Source organism: Cellulosimicrobium cellulans (genome assembly GCF_024124905.1).
GTDB lineage: Bacteria > Actinomycetota > Actinomycetes > Actinomycetales > Cellulomonadaceae > Cellulosimicrobium > Cellulosimicrobium cellulans_G.
The window spans coordinates 235,766-257,825 of the sequence record NZ_JAMXST010000004.1; the positions used below are offsets into that span (position 1 = coordinate 235,766).

15 protein-coding genes are annotated in these 22,060 nt (G+C 76.1%); 5 read left to right on the top strand and 10 right to left on the bottom strand.

The window, feature by feature from the left end:
* Positions 1–78: 78 nt before the first annotated feature.
* The 3 genes from NHH00_RS13315 to NHH00_RS13325 are packed head-to-tail and all read left to right on the top strand — an operon-like array spanning position 79 to position 4,342.
* On the top strand, positions 79–1,245 hold the full coding sequence (locus NHH00_RS13315; RefSeq protein WP_253052895.1) for a glycosyltransferase: 1,167 nt from the start codon (positions 79–81) through the stop codon (positions 1,243–1,245).
* On the top strand, positions 1,242–3,143 hold the full coding sequence (locus tag NHH00_RS13320; RefSeq protein ID WP_253052897.1) for a polysaccharide biosynthesis tyrosine autokinase: 1,902 nt from the start codon (positions 1,242–1,244) through the stop codon (positions 3,141–3,143). The genes NHH00_RS13315 and NHH00_RS13320 overlap by 4 nt, the downstream gene beginning before the upstream one ends.
* Positions 3,140–4,342 carry a glycosyltransferase gene (locus NHH00_RS13325; protein WP_253052899.1) on the top strand — a complete coding sequence of 401 codons (1,203 nt, stop codon included), beginning with the start codon at positions 3,140–3,142 and terminating at the stop codon, positions 4,340–4,342. Before NHH00_RS13320 ends, NHH00_RS13325 begins: the two co-directional genes overlap by 4 nt.
* On the opposite strand, the gene NHH00_RS13330 is transcribed toward NHH00_RS13325, so the two are convergent.
* The 5 genes from NHH00_RS13330 to NHH00_RS13350 are packed head-to-tail and all read right to left on the bottom strand — an operon-like array spanning position 4,296 to position 11,083.
* Positions 4,296–5,480 carry a glycosyltransferase gene (locus NHH00_RS13330; protein WP_253052901.1) on the bottom strand — a complete coding sequence of 395 codons (1,185 nt, stop codon included), beginning with the start codon at positions 5,478–5,480 and terminating at the stop codon, positions 4,296–4,298. The two genes, NHH00_RS13325 and NHH00_RS13330, sit on opposite strands and share 47 nt — an antisense overlap.
* The gene (locus tag NHH00_RS13335) at positions 5,477–6,508 is read right to left on the bottom strand and encodes a glycosyltransferase family 4 protein (protein ID WP_253052903.1); all 1,032 of its coding nucleotides are present in this window, start codon (positions 6,506–6,508) and stop codon (positions 5,477–5,479) included. The genes NHH00_RS13330 and NHH00_RS13335 overlap by 4 nt, the downstream gene beginning before the upstream one ends.
* Positions 6,505–7,677 (bottom strand): glycosyltransferase family 4 protein, encoded by a 1,173-nt coding sequence (locus NHH00_RS13340; protein WP_253052905.1) that lies wholly within the window; start codon positions 7,675–7,677, stop codon positions 6,505–6,507. The genes NHH00_RS13335 and NHH00_RS13340 overlap by 4 nt, the downstream gene beginning before the upstream one ends.
* Positions 7,674–9,083: an O-antigen ligase family protein gene (locus tag NHH00_RS21110; RefSeq protein ID WP_253052907.1), complete on the bottom strand. Its 1,410-nt coding sequence runs from the start codon at positions 9,081–9,083 to the stop codon at positions 7,674–7,676. Before NHH00_RS21110 ends, NHH00_RS13340 begins: the two co-directional genes overlap by 4 nt.
* Positions 9,080–11,083: a glycosyltransferase gene (locus NHH00_RS13350; protein ID WP_253052909.1), complete on the bottom strand. Its 2,004-nt coding sequence runs from the start codon at positions 11,081–11,083 to the stop codon at positions 9,080–9,082. The genes NHH00_RS21110 and NHH00_RS13350 overlap by 4 nt, the downstream gene beginning before the upstream one ends.
* A gap of 167 nt (positions 11,084–11,250) precedes the next feature.
* Here NHH00_RS13350 and NHH00_RS13355 point away from each other — a divergent pair, with 167 nt between their 5' ends.
* Complete coding sequence (locus NHH00_RS13355; RefSeq protein ID WP_253052911.1) at positions 11,251–12,207, top strand: glycosyltransferase family 2 protein; 957 nt, start codon at positions 11,251–11,253, stop codon at positions 12,205–12,207.
* On the opposite strand, the gene NHH00_RS13360 is transcribed toward NHH00_RS13355, so the two are convergent.
* From NHH00_RS13360 to NHH00_RS13380, 5 genes are all read right to left on the bottom strand, one after another.
* Positions 12,181–13,281 (bottom strand): hypothetical protein, encoded by a 1,101-nt coding sequence (locus NHH00_RS13360; RefSeq protein WP_253052913.1) that lies wholly within the window; start codon positions 13,279–13,281, stop codon positions 12,181–12,183. The genes NHH00_RS13355 and NHH00_RS13360 overlap by 27 nt on opposite strands.
* The gene (locus NHH00_RS13365) at positions 13,278–14,309 is read right to left on the bottom strand and encodes a glycosyltransferase (RefSeq protein WP_253052916.1); all 1,032 of its coding nucleotides are present in this window, start codon (positions 14,307–14,309) and stop codon (positions 13,278–13,280) included. Before NHH00_RS13365 ends, NHH00_RS13360 begins: the two co-directional genes overlap by 4 nt.
* Positions 14,306–15,136, bottom strand: a complete 831-nt coding sequence (locus tag NHH00_RS13370) for a polysaccharide deacetylase family protein (protein ID WP_253052918.1) — start codon at positions 15,134–15,136, stop codon at positions 14,306–14,308. The genes NHH00_RS13365 and NHH00_RS13370 overlap by 4 nt, the downstream gene beginning before the upstream one ends.
* Positions 15,133–15,834, bottom strand: a complete 702-nt coding sequence (locus tag NHH00_RS13375; RefSeq protein WP_253052920.1) for a hypothetical protein — start codon at positions 15,832–15,834, stop codon at positions 15,133–15,135. The genes NHH00_RS13370 and NHH00_RS13375 overlap by 4 nt, the downstream gene beginning before the upstream one ends.
* Positions 15,835–15,916: 82 nt before the next feature.
* Positions 15,917–17,308 carry a hypothetical protein gene (locus NHH00_RS13380; RefSeq protein ID WP_253052922.1) on the bottom strand — a complete coding sequence of 464 codons (1,392 nt, stop codon included), beginning with the start codon at positions 17,306–17,308 and terminating at the stop codon, positions 15,917–15,919.
* Between the two features lie 228 nt (positions 17,309–17,536).
* On the opposite strand from NHH00_RS13380, the gene NHH00_RS13385 reads away from it, so the two are divergent.
* Positions 17,537–22,057, top strand: coding sequence for a LamG-like jellyroll fold domain-containing protein (locus tag NHH00_RS13385; RefSeq protein WP_253052924.1), 4,521 nt, complete (start codon positions 17,537–17,539; stop codon positions 22,055–22,057).
* Positions 22,058–22,060: the final 3 nt, after the last annotated feature.

Below are 22,060 nucleotides of genomic sequence, written 5' to 3' on the forward strand. Positions count from 1 at the left end.
GGGTGAGGTCCCTTCGTCCCCCTCTCCGGCCCGCCCCTCCGACCTAGGCTGGTTGCCTGCGTTCGCGAGGGAGGACCGATGACCCACGGTGTCGCGCTCGCGCACGACTACGCGACCCAGCGTGGCGGCGCGGAGCGGGTCGCGCTGCTGCTCGCCGACGCGTTCCCCGGCGCGCCGATGTACACGACGCTGTACGACCCGGCCGGGACGTTCCCCGAGTTCGGCTCGCTCGACCTGCGCACGTCCGCCCTCGACCGGGCCGCGCTGCTGCGGCGGCACCACCGGGTCGCGCTCCCGTTCCTCGCGCCCGCGGTCGACCGCCAGCGCGTCGAGGCCGACGTCCTGCTCGCGTCCTCCACCGGGTGGGCGCACGGCTACCGCGGGGCGCGGCGCACGGTCGTCTATTGCCACGCCCCGGCGCGGTGGCTGTACCAGCGCGACCGGTACCTCGGCCCGTCCGAGGGCTCCGCGACGCACCGGGCCCGACGGCGCGCCGCGGCGACCGCGCTCGGTCTCCTCTCCCCGGGGCTGCGCCGGTGGGACGGTGCCGCCGCGCGGCGCGCGGACGTCTACCTCGCCAACTCGACCGTCACGCAGCGCGCGATCCGTGACGCCTACGGGATCGAGGCGGAGGTGCTCGCGCCGCCGCCGGCGATGCTGCCCGACGGCGAGGAGCGTGCCGTCCCCGGCGTGGAGCCCGGCTTCCTCCTGTGCGTGGCACGCCTGCTGCCGTACAAGAACGTCGACGTCGTCGTCGAGGCGGCGCTCTCGACGGGGCGTGAGCTCGTCGTCGTCGGGGACGGCCCCGACCGCGCCCGGCTGGAGGCGCAGGCGGCGCGCGGGGGCGGCCGGGTGCACCTGCTCGGCCGTGTCGACGACGCGACGCTGCGCTGGGTCTACCGGAACGCGTCGGCGCTCGTCGCGGCGTCGTACGAGGACTACGGGCTCTCGCCGCTGGAGGCCGGGGCGTTCGGTCGGCCGAGCGTGGTGCTGCGCGACGGGGGCTACCTCGACACGGTCGTGGACGGCGTCAACGGGGTCTTCTTCGACGCGCCGCGGCCCGACCTCGTCGCCGAGGCCGTCGAGGTGGCGGCGGGGCGCACGTGGGATGATGACGCGGTCACGGCGCACGTCGCGACGTTCGGCCGTGAACGGTTCGTCGCGCGGCTGCGTGGCGTGGTGGCCCAGCAGCAGGGCCACACCGTCGGTACGGGTCGGCCCGGTGGGGGGAGAGCGCAGCGATGACCATCAGGGAGTTCCTCCGCACCGTCTGGGCGGGCAAGTACTACGTGCTCGCCGCGATCCTCGTCGTGGTCGGCGCCGCGCTGTTCTACGTCGACCGGCAGGAGACGATGTACCGCGCGACCGCGACGGTCCAGCTCTACGGCGTGCAGAGCGCGCAGGGCGGGGAGTCGCTCGTCGAGGTCACGGTCGTGACCGACGCCGAGGACGTGACGTCGCCCGAGGTCGCGGCCGCCGCGGCCGCCGCGCTCGGCGAGCCCGAGGCGGCGGACGAGCTGGCGGACCAGGTGTCGGCCGACGTCGACGGCGAGACCAAGACGGTGGCGATCCACGCCACGACGACCGAGGAGGCGCGGTCCGTCGAGGTGGCGAACGCGTTCGCGGACGCCTACGCGGCGCAGCTCGTCACGATCCAGGCCGACCAGGTCGCCGAGCTCGAGGCCCGTCGCCAGGCGCTCGCCGACCAGCTCGCGGGCGTCCGCCAGCGGCTGGGGGCGGACCCGGAGGACCCGCTGGCGCTCGCCGAGCAGGACATCATCGTCGGCGACTACTCCGCGCTCACCGTGCAGATCAACTCGCTGCGCGGCATCGCCGTGCCGGGCGAGGTCGCGGCACCGGCGACGGGGGCCGAGCCCCTCGGGCTCTCGCGGCTCACGGTGCTGGCGCTGGCCCTGCTCGTGGGCCTCGTGGCGGGCATCGGGCTGGCGTTCGCCCGGCGGGGGCTCGACGTCCGGGTCCGGAGCGCGGCCGAGTCCACACGGCTCACGGACACGCCGGTCCTCGCGGAGCTCTACGGCACGCGGCCTGCGGAGAAGGAGTTCACGCACACCCAGGCCCTGCCCGTCGCGAGCAAGGTCGCGACGCCGTTCACGGAGTCGATCCGCGAGCTCCGCACCGCGGTGCAGGTGTCCACGGCCGGCATGAAGCACACGGTCGTCGTCGTCACGGCGGCCGACCCGTCGGCACCGCGCTCGTTCATCACGGCGAACCTCGCGGCCTCGTTCGCGCTGAGCGGGCGCCGCACGGTGGCGCTGTCCGGCGACCTGCGGCGCCCGCAGCTCGACCGCATGCTCCCGGCCCCCGACGACTGGGACGGGAAGGGCCAGGATCAGGAGCTGCGCCCGACCGCGGTGCCGAACCTGCGGGTCATGCCGGTGCCGGAGGAGGAGATGGACCCGGCGGACTTCCTCGCCACGGAGCGTGCGCGGGCGCTCGTCCGGAGCCTGCGCGACCATGCGGAGGTCGTCGTGGTGGACGCGCCCCCGGTCCTGGCCGCGGCCGACGCGACGATCCTCGGCGGCTACGCGAACGGGGTCGTGCTCATCGCGTCGGCCGGACGTACCGACCGTGCGGTGCTCGCCGAGGCGACGGAGCGGCTGCGCGTCAGCAACGTCCCGCTGCTCGGCATCGCGCTCACCGGGGTCACGGGCGACCGGCGGATGCTCTACGCGTCCACGTACGGCGACGACACGGAGCAGGAGACCGGCGCCGGCGAGGCACGGGCCGCAGCGCCGGCGCCGTCCGACCCGTCCCGGGCGACCGGGCGCCCCGCGGCGCAGGCGCCCGCCCCCGCCGAGCCGTCCGGGCCGGCGCGGTCCGGCCTGCCGGAGGAGGAGCCCGCCCGGGACGAGGCCGCGCGCACGGTCGGCACGCGACGTGCGTCGGTCGCCGCGGCGGCGGTCGCGGTCGACGAGGCCGCGGGGCGCGCCGCGCCGCCCGCCGGGGCCGTCGGCAGCGCGTCCACGACGCCCGACGGTCCCGTCGCGCCCGGCGCCTCGCAGGGTCCGGGCAAGCGGAACGCCGTGCTCTCGCCGGCGTGGAGCAAGGTCGAGCCGGCCACACCGGACGACACCGGTGACGAGCCCGCGCCCGACGAGCGCAAGCGCCCGTTCCGGTGGTGACCGCCCCGGGCGGTCCGCCGCTCCGGGTCCTCGTCCTCGACCACACCGCGGAGCTCGGCGGGGCGGAGCTCGCGCTCCTGCGCACGTGCGCGGCGCTCGGGCCCGAGGTGGACGTGCGGGTCCTGCTCTTCGCCGACGGCCCCCTGCGCGCGCGCCTCGAGGAGATCGGCGTGCGGGTCGACGTCGTCGCGCTCGCGCCGTCGGTGGCGACCGCCGACCGGGAGCGCGCCGGGCGGTTGTCGCCGTCGACGCTCACGGGCGCCCTGCGGACGCTCCCGTTCCTCTGGCGGCTCGTGCGTCGGGTGCGCGCCCTGCGGCCCGACGTCGTGCACACGACGTCGCTCAAGGCCGACCTCCTGGGGATCGTGCCCGCGGCGCTCGCGCGGCGGCCGCTGGTGTGGCACGTCCACGACCGCATCGCCCCCGACTACCTGCCCGGACCGCTCGTCCGGGTCGTGCGCGGCCTGGCGCGCCGGGTCCCCGCGGCGGTGGTCGCGAACTCGCGCGCGACGGCAGAGACGCTGCCCGTGGTGACGGCCGTCGCGTACCCGGGATTCGCGCCGGAGCAGGTGGCGGGCGCCGAGCGCGCGCACGCGGCCCGCTCCGGGGCCCCGGAGCCCGTGGTCGTCATGGTCGGACGGCTCAGCCCGACCAAGGGCCAGCTCGAGGTCGTGCGCGCGCTGCGCACGGTCGTGGACGCGGTGCCGACGGCGCGGCTGCGGGTCGTCGGAGAGCCGGCGTTCGGGGCCGAGGACTACGCGGCGCTGGTCCGGGCCGAGGTGACCCGGCTCGGGCTCGACGACCACGTCGAGCTCGTCGGCTTCGTGCCGGACCCGCGGGCGGAGCTCGACCGGGCGGCGGTGTGCGTGCACGCGTCGCCCGTGCCCGAGCCGTTCGGCCAGGTCGTCGTCGAGGCGATGGTCCGGGGCGTCCCGGTCGTCGCGACGCGGGCGGGCGGCGTCGAGGAGATCCTCGACGACCCCGAGGAAGGACGTGACCCGCTCGGGCTCCTCGTCCCGCCCGGCGACGCCGAGGCGATCGCGGCGGCGCTGCTCGACGTGCTGCACGGCCCGGCCGCGGCCCGCGAGCGCGCGCTCCGGGCGCGGGCGTCGGCGCTCCGCAGGTTCCCCGTGGGGCGCACGGCGGGGGTGCTCACGGACGTCTGGACGTCCGTGTCCGGGCCAGCGCCGCGCGCATGAGCGCGGCCTGGCCGCGCCAGGTCGGGACGTCGGGCGGGTCGGTGGCGAGCCGGTCGGCGCGCGGGGGCGCCGCGTCGCCGAGCGCGGCGAGCACCGCCGTCGGGAAGCCCTCGCCGGCGGCGACCCGCACCCCGGGCTCGTCCCGGAACCCGGCCACGGGCGTCGACACCACGGGCCGCTCGACGGCCCGGTACTCGTAGAGCTTGATGGGGTCCAGGCTGTCCGTGAACGCGTCGACGACGTGCGGGACGAGCAGGACGTCGGCGTGGCGCAGGTAGGCGGGAACGTCGGTCCAGGGACGGGGACCGAGGAGCACGACCTCGGCGCGCGCGAGGTCGGCGTGCTCGGCGGCGGAGAGGTCCACCACCGGGCCGACGAGCACCACGCGGGCGTGCCCGTCGAGCGCGCGGGCCGTGGCGAGCAGCAGCGGGACGTCGAACCGGTCGGGGTGCACGGTCCCGACGTAGAGCGCGACGGGGCCGGCGGGGAGGTCGGACGGACGGTCGTACGCGCCGCGGTAGCGGTCGAGGTCGACGCCGTTCGTCAGGAGCGTCACGTCGCGGATCGCCCCCTTGCGCGCGACCAGGCCCGAGGAGCACACCGTGACCTCGGCGCACCGCTCCAGCAGCGTCGCCTCGTCCTCGACCAGCCGAGCGTGCTCGGCGGGGGAGCGGTCGGCGGCGAGCCAGTCGTCGGTGACGTCGTAGAGCGCGGGCCAGCCCGTGCGCCGCACGACCGCGGCGCCGGAGGGGTCGTTGACCCAGAGCACCGGGCGGCGCAGGCCGGCGCGGGCCACGGCGCGCTCGACCGACCGTGCGAGCCGTGCGTCCGCGCGCGGGTCGACCCTGCGAGGGAGCCACTTGGTCGGCTCGTGGAGGAGCACGCGCCCCGGGGCGATCCCGTCCACGTCGGGCGCGGCGCGCAGACCGCGGCCGGGGCGGGGGACGCCGCGCCGGCTGAGCCGGTGGAGCGGATCGGCCGCCGGCTCGACGAACAGCACGCGGGCCGTCGGGTCGGCGCGGCACAGCTCCGCGACGAGGTACTGGTTGCGGCGCCACACGTCGTCCCAGCGCTCGAGCGACAGGACGACGACGTCGCCCGCACCCACATCGCCCACGGCGCCCGCGGCGGCCGTCACGCGAGCACCGCGCGGTAGACCGCGTCCGTCCCGGCGACCTGCGCCGCGGGCGTGAAGCGCGCGCGCTGCGCGGCGCGGCCGGCGGCGGCGCACGCGTCGCGGCGTCCGGGGTCGGCTGCGAGCGCGGCCAGGGAGCGGCCCGCGGCGACCGGGTCGAGCGCGGGGTAGAGCGTGAGCGGGTCGATCCCGCCGAGCGTCTCGCGGTGCCCGCCCGCCGCGGACGCGACGACCGGCAGGCCGCTCGCCATCGCCTCGAGCACGCTCAGCCCCAGCCCCTCCACGGGGCACGGCGCGACGAGCAGGCCCGCGCGGCCCAGGAGGGCGTCGACGTCGTCGCGCGCCCCGAGGAACGACGTGGCGCCCTCGATGCCGAGCGACCGGGAGAGGCCTTCGAGCGCCGTCCGCTGCGCGCCGTCGCCCGCGACCTCGAGCCGCCATCCGCGGTCCGCGAGCCCGGAGGCCGCGAACGCCTCGAGCGCGAGGTCGGTGCGCTTCTCGGCCTCGAGCCGCTGCACGACCAGCACGACGTCGTCGCGCGCGGCGGCGTCGCGCCCGTCGGGACGGTCCGCCACGCCGGGGTGCACCACCACGCTGTCCCCCTCCACGTGGTCCGCGACGTACCGGCTGATGGCGATCTGGGCCCGTACCGACGACGCGGCGACGACCGCGACGAGCCGTCCCCGCGCCCCGGTGCCGCGCCGCCGGGCGAAGTGGCGCGTCGACACGACCGGCGGGAACCCGCGCGTCGTGCGGGCCGCGACGGCCGCGGCGACCTCGGCCGCCGTCATGTGCACGTGGACGACGTCCGCCGTCGCCGCGTGCCGGCGCAGCGCCCGCACGACGTCGCCGGTCGAGGCCGCCGGGAGGAGGGGGACGGTGGGGTCGTCCACCGTCGCGCGCATGCCGTCGGGCGCTCCGCCGACGACCGCGACGTCGTGGCCAGCGGCCGACTGCGCGCGCGCGAGCCGCGCCACGTGCCGCTCGACGCCGGCGAAGCCGTCGGACCGGACGGCGTGGAGGATCCTCACGGGCGGGGCTCCGATCGTGCGGTGGCGAGCGCCGCCGCGAGCTCGAGGTAGCGACGTGCGACGGCGTCCCAGTCGTGCCGCACGGCGGCGGCACGCGCGCGCGCCGAGACCTCGGCACGCTCGTCGTCGTCCAGGGCGGCGACGGCCGCGAGCCCGGTCCGGACGCCCTCGACCGTCCGGTCCACCAGCCACCCGGTGACCCCGTCCTCGACCACGTCGGGCGCATAGCCCACGGGGGTCGCGACGACCGGGACCCCGCACGCGAGCGCCTCGAGGACGACGAGCGCGTTCGCCTCGTACGCGCTGGGCAGGGCGAGGGCGTCGGCGGCGTGCAGCCAGGGCCGGGGGTCGGGCACGCGGCCCGCGAGGTGCACGCGGCCGGCCGTCCCGAGGCGGGCGACCCGCGCCCGGACGTCGGCGAGCATGTCCGGCGTCCCCCCGACGACGCTCACGTGGACGTCCGGCAGGTCCAGGGCCGCGGCGAGCACGAGGTCGAGGCCCTTGCGGTCGAACTCGTGCCCGACGAACACGACGTGGACGGCGCCCGCGGGCACGCCCGCCGCGGTCCGGGCGGCGGCACGCTCGGCGGGCGTGGGCGGCGCGAAGCGTGCGACGTCCACCCCGTTGCCGATGACGACCGCCCGGGCGCGCAGCCGCGGGTACGTGCTGCGCAGCGCGTCGCGCTCGGACCGCGTGAGGTTGACGACGACGCGGTGGGCGCGGCCGCGGTACCGGAGCGCGTCGCGGGCCGCCGTGAAGAGGTGCAGCGGGTTGCGCGCCATGCGCCACGCGTACCCGCCGCGCGCCCGCATGGCGACCCGGAGGATGCCGTGGTTGACGTAGACGTCGCCGGCGAGGACGTCGTTGTGGCAGATCGAGACCACTGCGTCCCCGGCGCCCCGGCTCGCGCGGCGCTCGCGGGCGACCCGGCGACGGGCGAGGACCGTCCCGACCGTGGAGAACCACACGACCCGCGCGAGGAGCACGAGCCGGCCCCGGACGCCCGGTCCGGGCTCGGGGAGCCACGTGCCGCGCGCGTCGGCGAGCGTGAAGCGCGCGGTCGGTACCCCGGCGCGCTCGAACGCCTCCTCCAGGTGGTGCGCGACGCCGCCGACGCCGCTGCCCGGGGCGATCTCCGGGGCGATCTGCAGGATCCGCAGGTCGGTCATCGTTCGGCCATCTCCCGCACGGATCGCAGCTCGTCGAGAGGGAGCTCTCGACCGGTCACGTCGCGGGCGCGCTGCCGCGACTCGGCGTACGCCTCGGCGCCCAGGCACACACCCACGATGACGAAGGGCACCGTCACCTGGACGGACACCCAGAAGAGGTCGAACTGGCCCTGGACGAAGCGCATCATGAGCATCGAGAACGCGAGGGTCCCGAAGCGGGGGTTGATCCGCCACAGCACGATCATCCCGCCGAGGAACAGCACGAGGAACCCGACGAGCCCGACGATCCCGGCGGACGTCAGCACCTCGAGCTCGACGTTGGGCGGCTGGAAGACGAACTCCGTGACGCCCGCGGTCCACCACCGCAGCCCCATGCCGACCCAGGGACTGCGCTGCCACACGTCGATCGAGTCGGCGTACCAGGTGAGCCGCTGGTTCGCGGAGTTGAACTCGTTCCCCGACTCGAGCTGCTCCTGCACGGCGAGCACGACGAAGTAGATGGCCGGGACCGCGGCGAGCAGGATGAGCTTCGAGCGCTTGCGGTCGGGGTCGCCCCGCAGCGTGATGAGCATGATGCCGATCGCGAGCCCGATGAGCGCCTGCCGCGCTTGGGCGGCGAGCACGCCGAGGGAGCAGAGCCAGAACGCCCCGAGCGAGAACCAGCGCGGCCAGCCGACCCACCACGGTCGCGCGTAGGCCGTGAGGGCGGCGAACGCGAGCACGCACCCGATGAAGTTCTTGTGCATCGCGATCGGCCAGTCGACGTACACCGGGCCGGTGTTCCCCACGGCGAGCTGCTGGAGCGCGACGAGGCACGTCTGGGCCGCGATCGCGAGACAGGGCAGGAGGAACAGGGTCAGGCCGAGCCGGGCACGCCCCGAGCGGCCGACGGCCCAGCCCAGGACGAGGGCGCCCGCGACCGAGACCCAGGCGTGGAACCACTCGACGACGTTCGCGCTGAAGGGGTTGACGATCACCGTGAAGAGCGTCGCGACCTGGTAGACGAACGACAGCCAGAGCATCGCCCGCATGGGCCGCGAGAACGGCCGGGGCGAGAAGAAGAGCGCGAACCAGAACGCGCCGAACAGCGCGAAGTCGCTGAGCGAGAGGTCGACCCCGCCGCCGCCGACGCGCTGGACGACCACGAGCGCGGGCATGGCGAGGATCGGCAGGGCGACCGGCTCGTACGCGGTGAGCCCTACGATCAGGACGATCACCGCACCCCCGACCGCGGCCGTCTGGAGCTCGGGGACGACGAAGCCGAGGAGCGCGAGGAGCGCGACGACGACGGCTCCCCCGAGGAGCCAGGCGGCGACGGTCCGGCTGCGCGCGGCGAGCGCGCCGGGGACGCGCGGCGCACGGTAGAGGACGGGCCGACGCCGGAGGAGCGGGACGCGCTGCGTCACAGCGCCGACTCCGCGCGGACGGGCCCCGCGAGGTAGAGCCGCAGCCGCCGCCGCGCGGACGCGCGACCGTTCCCGCGCAGCGCGACGGAGCGGGCCGCCGCCCCGACGACGGCCCCGGCACGCGCGAGCGCCCAGCCCGCGCGACCGTGGTGCTTGCGCAGGTAGCGCTCCTGCGACGCGTGGAAGTGCGTCTCCCTGCGGCTCGGGTCGCTGCTCGTCGCGCCGCCGAGGTGCAGCGCGTGCGCCTCGGGCACGACGGCGTGCCGCCACCCGGCCCGCACCGCGCGGTACGCCCAGTCGGTCTCCTCCGCGTAGAGGAAGAACCGCTCGTCGAAGCCGCCCACGTCGTCGAGCGCCGCCGCGCGGAGCAGCAGCACCGAGCCGATGACGAACGAGCGCTCCGCCGGGGTCCGGCGCAGCCGCGCGAGCCCGACGGCCTCCGTCCACGTGGCCGCCGGGGACGGGAACGGCCAGACCACGCGCGCCCGGGTGCCGTCGTCGTCCACCTGCTCCGGCCCCACGCTCGCGATCCCCGGGTCGGCGTGGAGCGCGCGGTGGAGGGCCTGGACGTCCTCGGAGGTCACGACGGCGTCCGGGTTGAGGAGGAGGACGTCGGCGCCGGGCACCTGGCGGTGGGCGAGCGCGTGGTTCACCCCCGCGGCGAACCCGCCGTTGCGGCCGGGGTCGAGGTAGCGCCCGCCCGCGAGCTCGGTGATCTCCCGGATCTCGGGCAGGGACGAGTTGTCGACGACCGTGATCGGGTACTTCCCGGCGAGCGGGGCGAGCGCGTCGCGCACCATCGCGGGGGAGCCGTAGGCGACGACGACGACCTCGGGCGGCACGCCCGCGGACGGGTCGCGCTCGTCGGTCGGCCGCGCACGCGCGGAGCCCGGCCCGCCGTCGACCGCCGTCCGGTAGAGCCCGGCGTAGCGGCGGGCGACCTCGGCCCACGAGCACGCCGCCGCGCGCTCCGCCCCCGCTGCGCGCAGGCGGTGGGCCAGGCCGTCCTCGTCGCGGACGCGCACGAGCGCGGCGCGCAGGGCGGCCGGGTCCTCGGAGGCGACGAGCAGGCCCGCGCCGCCCACGACGTCGGGCAGCGCTCCCGTGCGGGTCGCCACGACCGGCACGCCGCACGCCATCGCCTCGACCGCGACCCGCCCGAACTGCTCGACCCAGCCGGGCGTCTCGCGCGACGGGACGGCGAGCGCGTCGAGCGAGCGGTAGAACGCGACGAGGTCGGCGTCCGCGAGCGCGCCGACGAACCGGACCCGGTCGCCGAGCGGTCGCGCCGCCTCCTCGAGCGCCGCGCGGTCCGGGCCGTCGCCCGCGACGACGAGGTCGAGCCGGTCGTCGCCCGCGACCGCGGCGAGGAGCACGTCGACGCCCTTGTGGTGCGCGAGCCGTCCGGCGTACCCCACGCGGAGGCGATCCGGGGCGCGGTCGTCCCGACCGGCGTCGGGCGCGAAGACCGCCGGGTCGACGCCCAGCGGGACCGTCTCGACGCGCCCTCGGGCGCCCTTGGCGCGCACGATCCGGCCGGCCTCGTCGTTGCAGACCGACACGGCCGCAGCACCGCGCAGCGCGCGCGCCTCGAACCACCGGAACGGCCACGGGTAGCGCTTGTCGAGGTTCTGCGCGGAGTAGAGGAGGTACGGCGGGGCGGGGCGGCGCGAGACGACCGCGCGCAACCGGCGCAGCAGGAGGACCTGCGCCGTCGCGAGCGCGAAGGGCTCCTCGTGCACGTCGAGCACGTCCCACTCCTGCCCGAGCGCGCGCCACAGGGGGAGCGGGTCGTACACGAAGAGGGCGGGGTGCGACCCGATCGTCCGCACCCCCCGCACCGGCTCGCCCGGGCGGGGCACGAGGCGGACGGTCGTGCCGCCCTCGTCCCACGCGCGCGCCGACAGCAGCCGGACGTCGACCCCCCGCGCGCGCAGCTCGCGCTCGCGCTCGCGCCAGGCGTCGACCACGGCGCTGTGCGAGACGCGGAGGACCCTCATGTGGGAGATTGTCCCCCAGCAGGCCACGGATCCCGCGGGAATCCGCCGATTTCACCCCATCCGTCCGCGGGTCGGGTACGGAGCGGCCGCACAGGACGGGACACGGCCGAGACATGGCGGTGACATGCGGTGACATGCGGAGACATGCGGAGACACGGAGGAGCGACGTGGGCGAGGTCCGGCAGACGGACGGGGACGGCACCGCCCTCCCGAGCGTGAGCGTCGTCGTGGCGACGAACCGCGGCGGGCCGTTCCTCGCGGAGGCGCTCGCGGCCGTCCTCGCGCAGTCGTACCCCGCCGTCGAGCTCGTCGTCGTCGACGACGGCTCGCCCGACCCTGACGCCCTGCTCCGGATCGTCGAGGGGGCGGCGGCGCGGGGCGCCGCGCCGCGTCCTCGCGTGGTGCGACGGGCGCCCGCGGGCGTCTCGGCCGCACGCAACGCGGGCGTCGCGCTGACGTCCGGCGACCTCGTCGCCTTCCTCGACGACGACGACCGCTGGCACCCCGACCGGCTGCGGCGGCACGCCGAGGTCATGGCCGCCCGTCCGGACGCCGTGGTGAGCTACTGCGGGATGCGGACGATCGACGTCGACGGCGCGGAGCTCGTCGCCGCGGACCAGCGCGCCGCGGTGGACCGGCGCGCCGTGATCCGCGGACCGGGCGTCATGCTCCCGAACCTCGTGATCCGTCGGGAGGTCTTCGACGCCGTCGGCGGCTTCGACCCGGGGTACCGGCAGGGAGAGGACCTCGACCTCGTGCTCAAGGCGGCGGCGCTCGGCCCCTTCGCGTTCGTCGACGACGTCCTCGTGGACTACCGCCACCACGCGACCAACACCACGCGGTCCCACCGCGACCTCGCGACGAGCCTGCGGACGATCCTGCGGCGGCACCGGGCCGACGCGCTCGCGGCGGGCCGTCGCGACCTCGTCGACGCGTACGACGACCGGCTCCGCGCCAACGACCGGTTCGCGTGGTGGAGCGCGGCGCGCGCGGCGTCCGCCGCGACCGCACGCGGCCACGTCCCGGCGGCGCTCGGGGACGCGGCGTGGGCAGCCCGCTTCGCGCCCGCGACGCCGCTCCGCGTCCTCGTCGACCGCCTAGGCGGTCGCGCCGGGAAGCGCTAGCTCGAGCTCGTCCCACTGCTCGGCGAGCAGGGAACCGACCCGGTCGACGTCGTCCACGGCCGCGAGCCGCCTCGCCTCGTACCAGCACGTCACGGCCGCCCACAGCGCGAGCACGAGGACGCGGTCGCGCGGCGTCGCGTCGAACGCCGCCCGACCGGACGCGAACAGGTCGCCGACGGCCGCGTCCAGGTCGCCGTCCAGGTAGGCCGCGAGGACGGCCCCGTGGGCGGACGCGATCATCCCGACGGGGAACACGAAGAACGGCGCGAGGACCATGACGCCGAGGTCGATCGGGACCGGCGTGCCGTCGGGTGCGACGACGAGGTTGTTCACCTGGGGGTCGGCGCCCGACGGGACGGTGCCCCACTCGGGGGTCCGTGCGACGAACGCGGCGAGCTCGGCGGGCGACGGGAAGCCGTCCGGCAGCGGGCCGCGGAGGACGAGGTCCACGGCGCTCTCGACGATGCGTCGGGGATCGGGCTCCCACTCGCCGCGGGCGAGGTGCGCGTAGTCGAGCACGAGCCTGCGCACCAGGGCGACGCGCTCGTCCTCGCCGAGCTCGAGCGGGTGCCGGCCGGCGACGAACTCCTCGACGAGCAGGTCGTCGAGCACGCGGTACGACGGGCACCGGACGTGCTCGGCGAAGCGTCGGCGCAGCACCGCGTAGCGCTCGGTCGCGCTCGCCGCCTCGATGGTCCTGGCGACGGAGCGCCCCGGCTCGAGGAACAGCAGCCCGCCCTCGAACGTGGTGGTGACCACGGTGTAGGGGCCGGACGGACCGTGGCTGACGAAGAGCCAGGGCGGGGGGAGCCGCCGTGCGACCTGGAGCAGGGCGTCCCGGACCGGGTGCCGGGACGGTTCGGCGCCGACGACGTCGACGTGCTGGCGCGACCGGCGCAGGTGGCCGGGCAGCGGCGTGCCGAACCGGTGCCAGACACCGTCCGACGTGCTCACGAAGACGCCGCGAGCGAGCAGGTCGACGTGCCCGAGCGCACCAGCACGCGTCGCGCGACGCCGCGCTCCCACGGCGTCCCAGCGGGCGATCGCCGCGCGTGCCCGGGCCGCGACCGTCATCGCCGCAGGTCGCCCTGCAAGGACGCGGGGTGGGCCCGGCTCACCTGGGGCGTCGCGGGGTCGACCCGGGTCAGGCTCCAGCCGAGGGACCAGCACACGCGCCATGCGACGTCCGACAGGTCGCCCGGGTGGCGCACCGTCGAGGCCTTGCGGAGCGCGCGACCCGCGACGCGCCCGACCCGACGGACGAGGGCGAACCCCTTCGCCGTGACACGACGGAGGGCGCTCGGGCCGCCCGCGGCGGTCGGGCCTCCTGCCGACGGAGGCTCGGGCGCCTCGGGCGGCGCCGCCTGCGCCTCCGCGACGAACTCGGCGTAGCGGTGCAGCAGCCGCCGCTCACCGCCCCCGTAGGCGTACGCCTGCTTGCAGACGTCCCAGAGCCCGTCCCGACGACGGACGTGCAGCACGATCGCGGGGTCGAAGGCGAGCGCGTGCCCGTGCAGCTGGACGCGCAGGCAGAAGTCGTCGTCCTCTGCGGTGCGCGCGCCCTCGTCGAACCCGCCGACCTCCTCGAAGACCTCCCTGCGGACGCCCATGTTCCCCGAGCCGGCGGTGACGAACTGCGGCAGGAACGGCTTCACGGTCAAGCCGTGCGCCTGCGCGGTCCACGTGACGGCCGAGCGCATCCCGGCGTTGAGCAGCGCCCCCTCGAACGGGCCGGCGACGAACTCGTGGACGTCGAGCGCCCGGCGCACGGCCGCGACCCAGCCCTCGCCCACGCGGTCGTCGGCGTCGCAGAACGCGATCCGCGGGGCGCGCGCGGCCGCCACGCCGATGTTGCGCGCCGCGCTCGGCCCGCGGCGCGCGGAGGCGTCGACGAGGCGCAGCTCGGGCATCCGGGTCGCCGCCCACGACCGCACGAGGTCCGCGGTCCCGTCGCGCGACCCGTTGTCGGCGACGAGCACCTCCCAGGGCCACTCCGGGCGCTGGGCGAGCAGCGCCTCGAGCTGGGTCGGCAGGGTCTCGACCGCGTCGTACGCCGGGATGACGACGGAGAGCTCGGGCACCGGGCCCCGGAGGTCGTTCATCGTCGGGCCATCCGCTCGCGCGCGACGCTGCGCACGCGCCGGTAGCGCGTCGTCAGCGCACCGGTCGTCACCTCGGCGTAGCCCTGCGCCCGCGTCGAGGCGAGGATCCGCTCGAGGACGTCGGCCCGGTCGAACGCGGGCAGCCGCTCGCCCGGTCCCAACGTCTCGGGATCGGCCCGGGTGTCGTGCAGCAGGAGGATCGCGCCGGGGAACACGGACGACAGGGCGCGTGCCGCGACCGCCGCCTCCTCGTCGTGGACCCAGTCGAACGCGTCGCCGGACCAGATCGTGAGCTCGAGTCCGAGGCGGCGCACGCCGCGCGCCTGGCCCCACGTGTGCTCTCCGTACGGGGGCCGGTACAGCCGGACGGACGTGCCCGCGACGTCCTCGACCACGGCGCGTGCCTCGCGGATCGTCGCGACGGCCGTGTCGTCGTCCAGGGTGAGCAGGGAGGTGTGGTCCTTGCCGTGCAGCGCGAGCTCGTGCCCCTCCTCGACGATCCGCCGCACGATCTCCGGGTGGCGTCGTGCCGGCTCCGAGAGCACGAAGAACGTCGCGGTGGCGCCGTGCCGGGCGAGCACGTCGAGCACGCCGGGCGTCGTCCGGGGGTCGGGACCGTCGTCGTACGTCAGGGAGTACACCCGGTCCGGGGTGTCCACGCAGAACGTCCCGAGCGACCGCGTGAGGAAGGACGGGACGAGGCCGCGCGCGTAGGAGACCCCGCGGAAGGCGCCGGCGGGCGGGTCGTCGCGCTCGATGTCGCGACGGCGGACGACGAGGTCGGGTGCCGACCGTCCCCTCGGCGCGCGGGTCGTCGTGGGGGTCATGCCGTCCGCCCGTCCAGCGCGGCGAGCCGGCGGCGGGACGCGTCGTCGTCCGCCGCGGCCAGGCGTGCGCGCAGCGCGCGCACGGCGTCGTCGAGCGTGACCCCCAGGACGTGGTGGAAGGACCAGTCGTCGTCGGGGTCGAACGCCGGGTCGAGCGGCCGCGGTCGAGGGGCGGGGTCGTTGCCGGTGACGTCGCCCGAGTCGAGGAACGGGATGCCGGAGGTCCGGCGCGAGAAGGTCTCGAAGTCGGTCGCGACGAGCCGGCCGTCGAGCAGCCACACGTTGTGCGGCTGGAGGTCTCCGTGCAGGTACCCCTCCAGGTAGATCTCGAGGAGCACGTCGAGCGCCCACGCCCCCGCCTCGACCCGCTGCGCGCGGTCCATGCCGCGGCACGCGAGGTCGAGCCGCGCCTCGTCGGGCAGCCGCGGCACGGTGAGACCGCGCCGGTGCCACCGGACGACGGGCATGCGCCACGCGCGGTCGCCGAGGACGTCTGCCGCGAGACGTTCCGCCGCGAACCCCTCGCGCCCGAGCTCGCCGCGCGCGAAGAACTTGCCGACGGTCGGTCGCCCGCGGGTCGTCGTGTAGACGGTGACCGCGTAGTCGGTGCTCTTGACGAACGTCGCCCCCACGGGGCACCCGAACAGGTAGACGAGCTTCGCGCGCCCCAGGACGCGGCTCACGAGCGTGCGCCGCACGCCGGGCTCCGGCCGCACGTCGCGTCCGATCGGCGCCCCCGTGCCGACGGGACCTCCCTCCGCCGGACCGTCAGGCCGGGTGTCAGCCATCGTGCCGCCCCCGTCCGATCACGCGTCGGGCGACCGACCGGGCACCCCGGAACGCGCCGCGCAGGACCGACGAGCGTGCCGCCGCCCGGGCGACGCGCGAGCCTCGAGCCGCCTGCCAGAGCTCCGTGCGGGCGAGCGCGAGCGTGCTCGGCTCCACCGCGGTGAGCCGGAACCGCTCGACGAACGCGTCGTTGCGGTGCACCCCCGCGTCCTCGCTGCGCGGCAGGCCGTAGCCGTGCGCGGAGAGGAAGCCGTCGAGCACGGACGCCGCGACGTCGTCGTCGGTGACGCGTGCGGCGACGTCCTCGGGCAGGCCCACCGCGCGCGCGAGCTCTCGCAGGCGGGGAACGTAGACCGGCTTGACCGCGGGCTTCTGCACCTTCGCGTGGTAGAGCAGCGAGAAGAGGTGGTCGTCGGCGCGGGGGACCGCGACGGTGCCCGCGTGCCAGGTGCGCCGCCGCAGCAGGTCGTCCTGCCAGCGGCGGTCGAGGTAGCCGTCGCCGACCTCGCGGACGTCGAGGACGACCTGCTCGCCCGCCACGAGGCAGCCGTGCTGGACGCCGTCGCCGCCCGGGTCGAGGGGGCGGGCGCCGGCGACCGCCGCCAGGTCGGTCCGGTCGCGCGCGAGGACGTCGATCTCGCGGTCGTCCTCGAGGCGCAGCGGCAGGTCCTCGGCGTTGCGCAGGACGACGTACTCGCTCGTCAGCCGCAGGACGCCGAACAGCTCGGCCAGGTCGCGCCAGCCGCCGCTGCCGACGACGTCCTCCACCACGACCTCCCGGTAGGGGGCGTCGCCGGTGTGCTCGAGGACCGCGCGGAGCCGCTCCTCGCCGAGGACCAGCGTCGCGTCGTGGAAGAACTCGCGGATGTTGTTGCTCGAGTGGATCCGGTACCCGCCGACGAGCGCCCGCGCGGCCGCCTTGGCGCGGGCCACGGCGAGGTTCGTCAGCTCGACGTACCCGGTGACGTTCTGCCCGTACCCGTAGCGCGGGTCGGGATCCTCGACGACGACGAGCAGGAACGGCCCGGCACCGACCTCGAGGTGCTTGGGCGACGTGCCCCAGAGCTCCTGGCCGTAGAGGCGCTCGAAGTTCGTGACGACCTCGTCGGGGGACCAGCGGACCTCGATCTCCGCGACGACGCGCAGCTCCCGCCGGAGGATCTCGAGGACCTCGGCCTCGTGCGCGCGGGCGGCCGACCACACGACGACGAGCTGGAGGTCACGGTCGTACTGGTGCGCGAACGTGCCGCGCCGCGCGTCGTGCACGTAGCTCAGCTCGGACGGGGAGAACTCGCCGACGGGCGTCGTTCCTCGCCGCGCCGCGACGCCGTCGGTGGTGCCGACGTCGGCGGGACCGACGTCCAGCGTCCGGGGTTCCGTCATCTGGGACCTCCCCTGTGTCTCCGGTACACGTGTGTGCCGGCGACCGACCAGCAGACAGTAACGTACGACCCTCGGCAGGCGGTCAGTAGCCCTCGCGCGGGTGAACTTGCCCGAGCGCCCTCCCGCTCCTGGTCCGCGCATGGTTCGATCAGAGGTGGTACGTGCGCCCGGGGGGCGAGCGCTGTTTCCCTCGCTGAGAGTCCGAGCACACACGACTGGCAGGTCATCATGTCCGTTCCCGCGCGACGACGCCGTCGTCCCGTCCGCGCCGTCGCCGCGCTGCTCGCCGTCACCCTCGGCGTCGGCGTCCTCGTCACCGCCTCCGAGCACGGGGGCTGGGGCGCGGCACCGGCCGCCGCCGCGGCGGACGACGTCGTCGGGGACGTCGCCGCGGAAGCACGAGTCGTCGGCGGCACGGTCGGGCAGGACGTCGCCCCGAACTTTCCGGCGTCGCACCGCGGGCCGGAGTCCCCGAGCACGGTCGCCCGGTCCCTGTGGTGGTCCTGGACCGCGCCGCGGTCCGGCCCGGTCACGTTCTCCACGGCGGGCAGCGAGCTCGACACCGTCCTGCGCGTGCGCGAGGGGTCCGGCCGGGGCCCGGTCGTCGCGACGAACGACGACGACGGCGACGTCTCGACGTCCGCCGCCATGGTCGACGCGAGGGCGGGCGAGCGGTACCTCGTCGAGGTCGAGGTGCCGGCGGGCGACGGACTCGTCGGCCTGTCGTGGCAGCCCGCCGCCGCGACGGCGGACGAGCCCGCCGGACCGGCTCCGGCCCCGGACGCGGCGACCGCCCTCACCGCGCCCGGGATCCCGCTCACGGGCAACACGGGGGAGAAGCCGCAGTCGAAGGTGTGGTTCGCGCACGGCTCGTGGTGGGCCGTCCTCGCGTCGGCGTCCACGACGCCCGCGGGCACGTGGGTCTGGCGGTACGACGGCGCCGCGTGGACGAACGTGGCGTCCGTGTCGACGCGGACCGACGTGCGGGCCGACGTCAAGCAGGTGGGGGACGTCGTGCACGTGCTCCTCCACGGGTCGTCGAGCTCGCTCGTCTCGCTCCAGTACGCGGCGGGCACGAACTCCTACGTGCCGTGGACCTCGCGACCGACGGCGACCGCGCTCTCGCTCCCGGGGAGCGAGACGGCGACGCTCGACGTCGACGGCGCGGGACGGATGTGGGTCGCCTACGACACGGCCTCGGCGGTGCAGGTGCGCTACGCCGACGCGCCGTACGCCTCGTTCTCGTCGGCGATCACGCTCGCGTCGGGCATCACCGAGGACGACATCGCGCTCGTGACCGCGATGCCCGGGGGCACCGTCGGGGTGCTCTGGTCGAACCAGGCCACGGAGCGCTTCGGGTTCCGCACGCACGTGGACGGCGCGTCGCCGTCCACGTGGTCGGCCGACGAGAAGCCCGCGCAGTCCTCGGCGCTGCCGATCGGCGACGGGTTCGCCGACGACCACCTCAACGTCGCGGTCACGTCGGACGGGACGCTGTACGCGGCGATCAAGACCTCCTACGACTCGCCGTCGGCGACGACCCTCGGCCTCCTCGTCCGACGGCCGGACGGCACGTGGGACCCGGTGTACGAGGTCGACCGCCGCGGCACCCGGCCCATCGTGCTCGTGGACGAGCAGACGGGGTCCCTGCGGGTCGTCTACACCGCGAGCGAGCAGCTCGACGACATCCTCGAGAAGGTCACCCCGCTCGACGACATCGACTTCTCCGGCGCGCCCGACCTCGTGCTCGACGGGTCCTACAACAACGTCACGAGCTCGAAGGCCAACGTCCCCGGCGAAGCGCTCGTCCTCGCGGCGTCGAGCGCGACGACCGGCACGGCGCGTCTCGCGTGGACGGCTCTCGGAGCGCCCACGGCGACCGACGGCGCCGCCTCGACGGTCGCGGGCGGCGTCGCGACCGGCGTGCTGCGAGGGTCGTCGCCCACGGACGCGCCGCTGCACTTCGAGATCGTGCAGGCACCGGCGCACGGGACGGCCGCGGTGACGGACGCGTCGACCGGGGCGTTCACGTACGCGCCCGCGGCGGGGTACGTCGGGCCCGACGCCTTCACCTTCCGGGTGCGCGCGGGGGAGCTCTGGTCGAACGTGGCGCGGGTGAGCCTCGCCGTGACCTCCGAGGCGGGCGCCCGCGGGCGCTGGGACCTCGACGAGGGGACCGGGCTCGTCACTGCCGACACGTCGGGGTGGGGGCAGACGGGCGCCGTCTCGGGCGGGACGACCTGGGTCACGGGGCGCAGCGGCACGGCCCTGCGGTTCGACGGCTCGACGGGCAGGGTGACCGTGCCGGACGCGGCGTCGTTGGACCTGGCGGGGACGATGACGGTGGCGGCGTGGGTGCGTCCGGAGCGGGTGGCGACGCAGCACGTGGTGAAGAAGGCGCGGTCGTACGAGGTGGACGGGTACGAGCTGAGCGTGGCGAGCACGGGTCGGCCGTTCTTCCGGGTGAACCAGGCGTCGTCGGGGGATGCGTTCCGGGTGAACGCGACGTCGGTGCCGGTGGCGGACGGGTCGACGTGGACGCACCTGGTGGGGACGTTCGACGGTGCGCGGCTGCGGTTGTTCGTGAACGGGGTGGAGCAGGGTTCGGTGGCGGGTCCTGCGGCGGTGGGGACGAATGCTCTGCCGTTGGCGATCGGTGACCAGTCGGGTGGGGGGTATCCGTTCCAGGGTGCGGTCGACGGTGTGCGGTTGTACGACCGGGCGCTGAGCGCGGCGGAGGTCGCCGCCCTCTACGCCGGGTCGCCCCCGGGGCCGGTCGCGCCCGTCGCGACGCCCGGGTCGCTCACGACCGTGACGGGGACCGCGGCGCAGGGCGTGCTCGCCGCCCAGGCGTCGGGGGCTCCGACGTTCGAGGTCGTGCAGGCGCCGGCGCACGGGACGGCCGCGGTGACGGGCGCGTCGACCGGGGCGTTCACGTACGCGCCCGCGGCCGGGTACGTCGGTCCCGACGCCTTCACGTTCCGGGTCCGTGCCGGGGGTGTCTGGTCGGCCCCCGCGACGGTCGACGTCCGGGTCCTGGCCGAGCGCGGGACGCGGGGCATCTGGGACCTCGACGAGCAGTCGGGCACGACGGTCGCGGACCGCTCGGGCTGGTCGCAGACCGGGACGCTGTCCGGCGGGACCTCGCGCGTCGCCGGGGTCGCCGGGTCCGCGGTCCGCTTCGACGGGACGAGCGGAAGGATCACCGTCCCCGACCGGGCGTCGTTGGACCTGGCGGGGACGATGACGGTGGCGGCGTGGGTGCGTCCGGAGCGGGTGGCGACGCAGCACGTGGTGAAGAAGGCGCGGTCGTACGAGGTGGACGGGTACGAGCTGAGCGTGGCGAGCACGGGTCGGCCGTTCTTCCGGGTGAACCAGGCGTCGTCGGGGGATGCGTTCCGGGTGAACGCGACGTCGGTGCCGGTGGCGGACGGGTCGACGTGGACGCACCTGGTGGGGACGTTCGACGGTGCGCGGCTGCGGTTGTTCGTGAACGGGGTGGAGCAGGGTTCGGTGGCGGGTCCTGCGGCGGTGGGGACGAATGCTCTGCCGTTGGCGATCGGTGACCAGTCGGGTGGGGGGTATCCGTTCCAGGGTGCGGTCGACGGTGTGCGGTTGTACGACCGGGCGCTGAGCGCGGCCGAGGTCGCCGCGCTCTATGCCGGCGGCACCTCCGACGCCACGGCACCGGGGACGGACCCGACGGACCCGGGCACGGGACCGACCGATCCGGGGGCCGACCCGACCGACCCGGGCACGGGACCGACCGACCCGGGGAGCGACCCGACCGACCCGGGCACGGGACCGACCGATCCCGGGACCGACCCGGTCGACCCCGCCGTGCCGCCCGTGGTGGAGGACCTCGCGCTCTCGACCGTCGCCGGCACGGCGGTCGACGGGACCGTGGCGGTCTCGGGCGCCACGGGCACGACGCTCGAGGTCGTGACCCCGCCGGGCTCCGGTACCGCGGAGGTGCTCGACCCGTCGGCGGGCACGGTGCGGTTCACCCCTGCCCCGGGCTTCACCGGGACGACGTCGTTCACGGTCCGCGCGGGTGCGCAGGGTGCGTGGTCCGCGCCCGCGACGGTCGAGGTCCGGGTGCTGCTGGCCGCGGGGGCGCGCGGGGCGTGGCGCTTCGACGAGACCGGGCAGACGGCGTCGGACGGCTCCGGATGGGGGACGGACGGCGCGCTCGCGTCGAGCGGGGTCGGCCGCGTCGCCGGTGTGTCGGGCAGCGCCGTGCGGTTCGACGGCACGGCAGGACGCGTGAGCGTGCCCGACGCCGCCGCGCTCGACGTGTCGGGTCCGATGACGGTGGCGGCCTGGGTCCGGCCGGAGCGGGTCGCGACGCAGTACGTCGTCAAGAAGGCCGTCCTCGCGACCCACGACGGGTACGAGATCGGTCTGTCGAGCGCGGGCAAGGCGTTCTTCCGGGTGAACCAGGCGACGTCGGGAGACACCTTCCGGGCGAACGCGACCTCGGCCTACCCGGTGGACGGGACGACCTGGACCCACCTGGTCGGGGTGTTCGACGGGGGCCGGGTGCGCCTGTACGTCGACGGCGTCGAGCAGGGCTCGGTCCCGGGTCCCGCCGCCGTCGGGACGAACGACCGGCCGCTCCTCGTGGGCGACCAGCCGGGCGGTGGATACCCCCTGAAGGGCGCGGTCGACGACGTGCTGCTCCTCGACCGGGCGCTGAGCCCCGCCGAGGTCGCGGCTCTCGCGGGCGGTGGCTTCCCCGGGTCGTGAGGA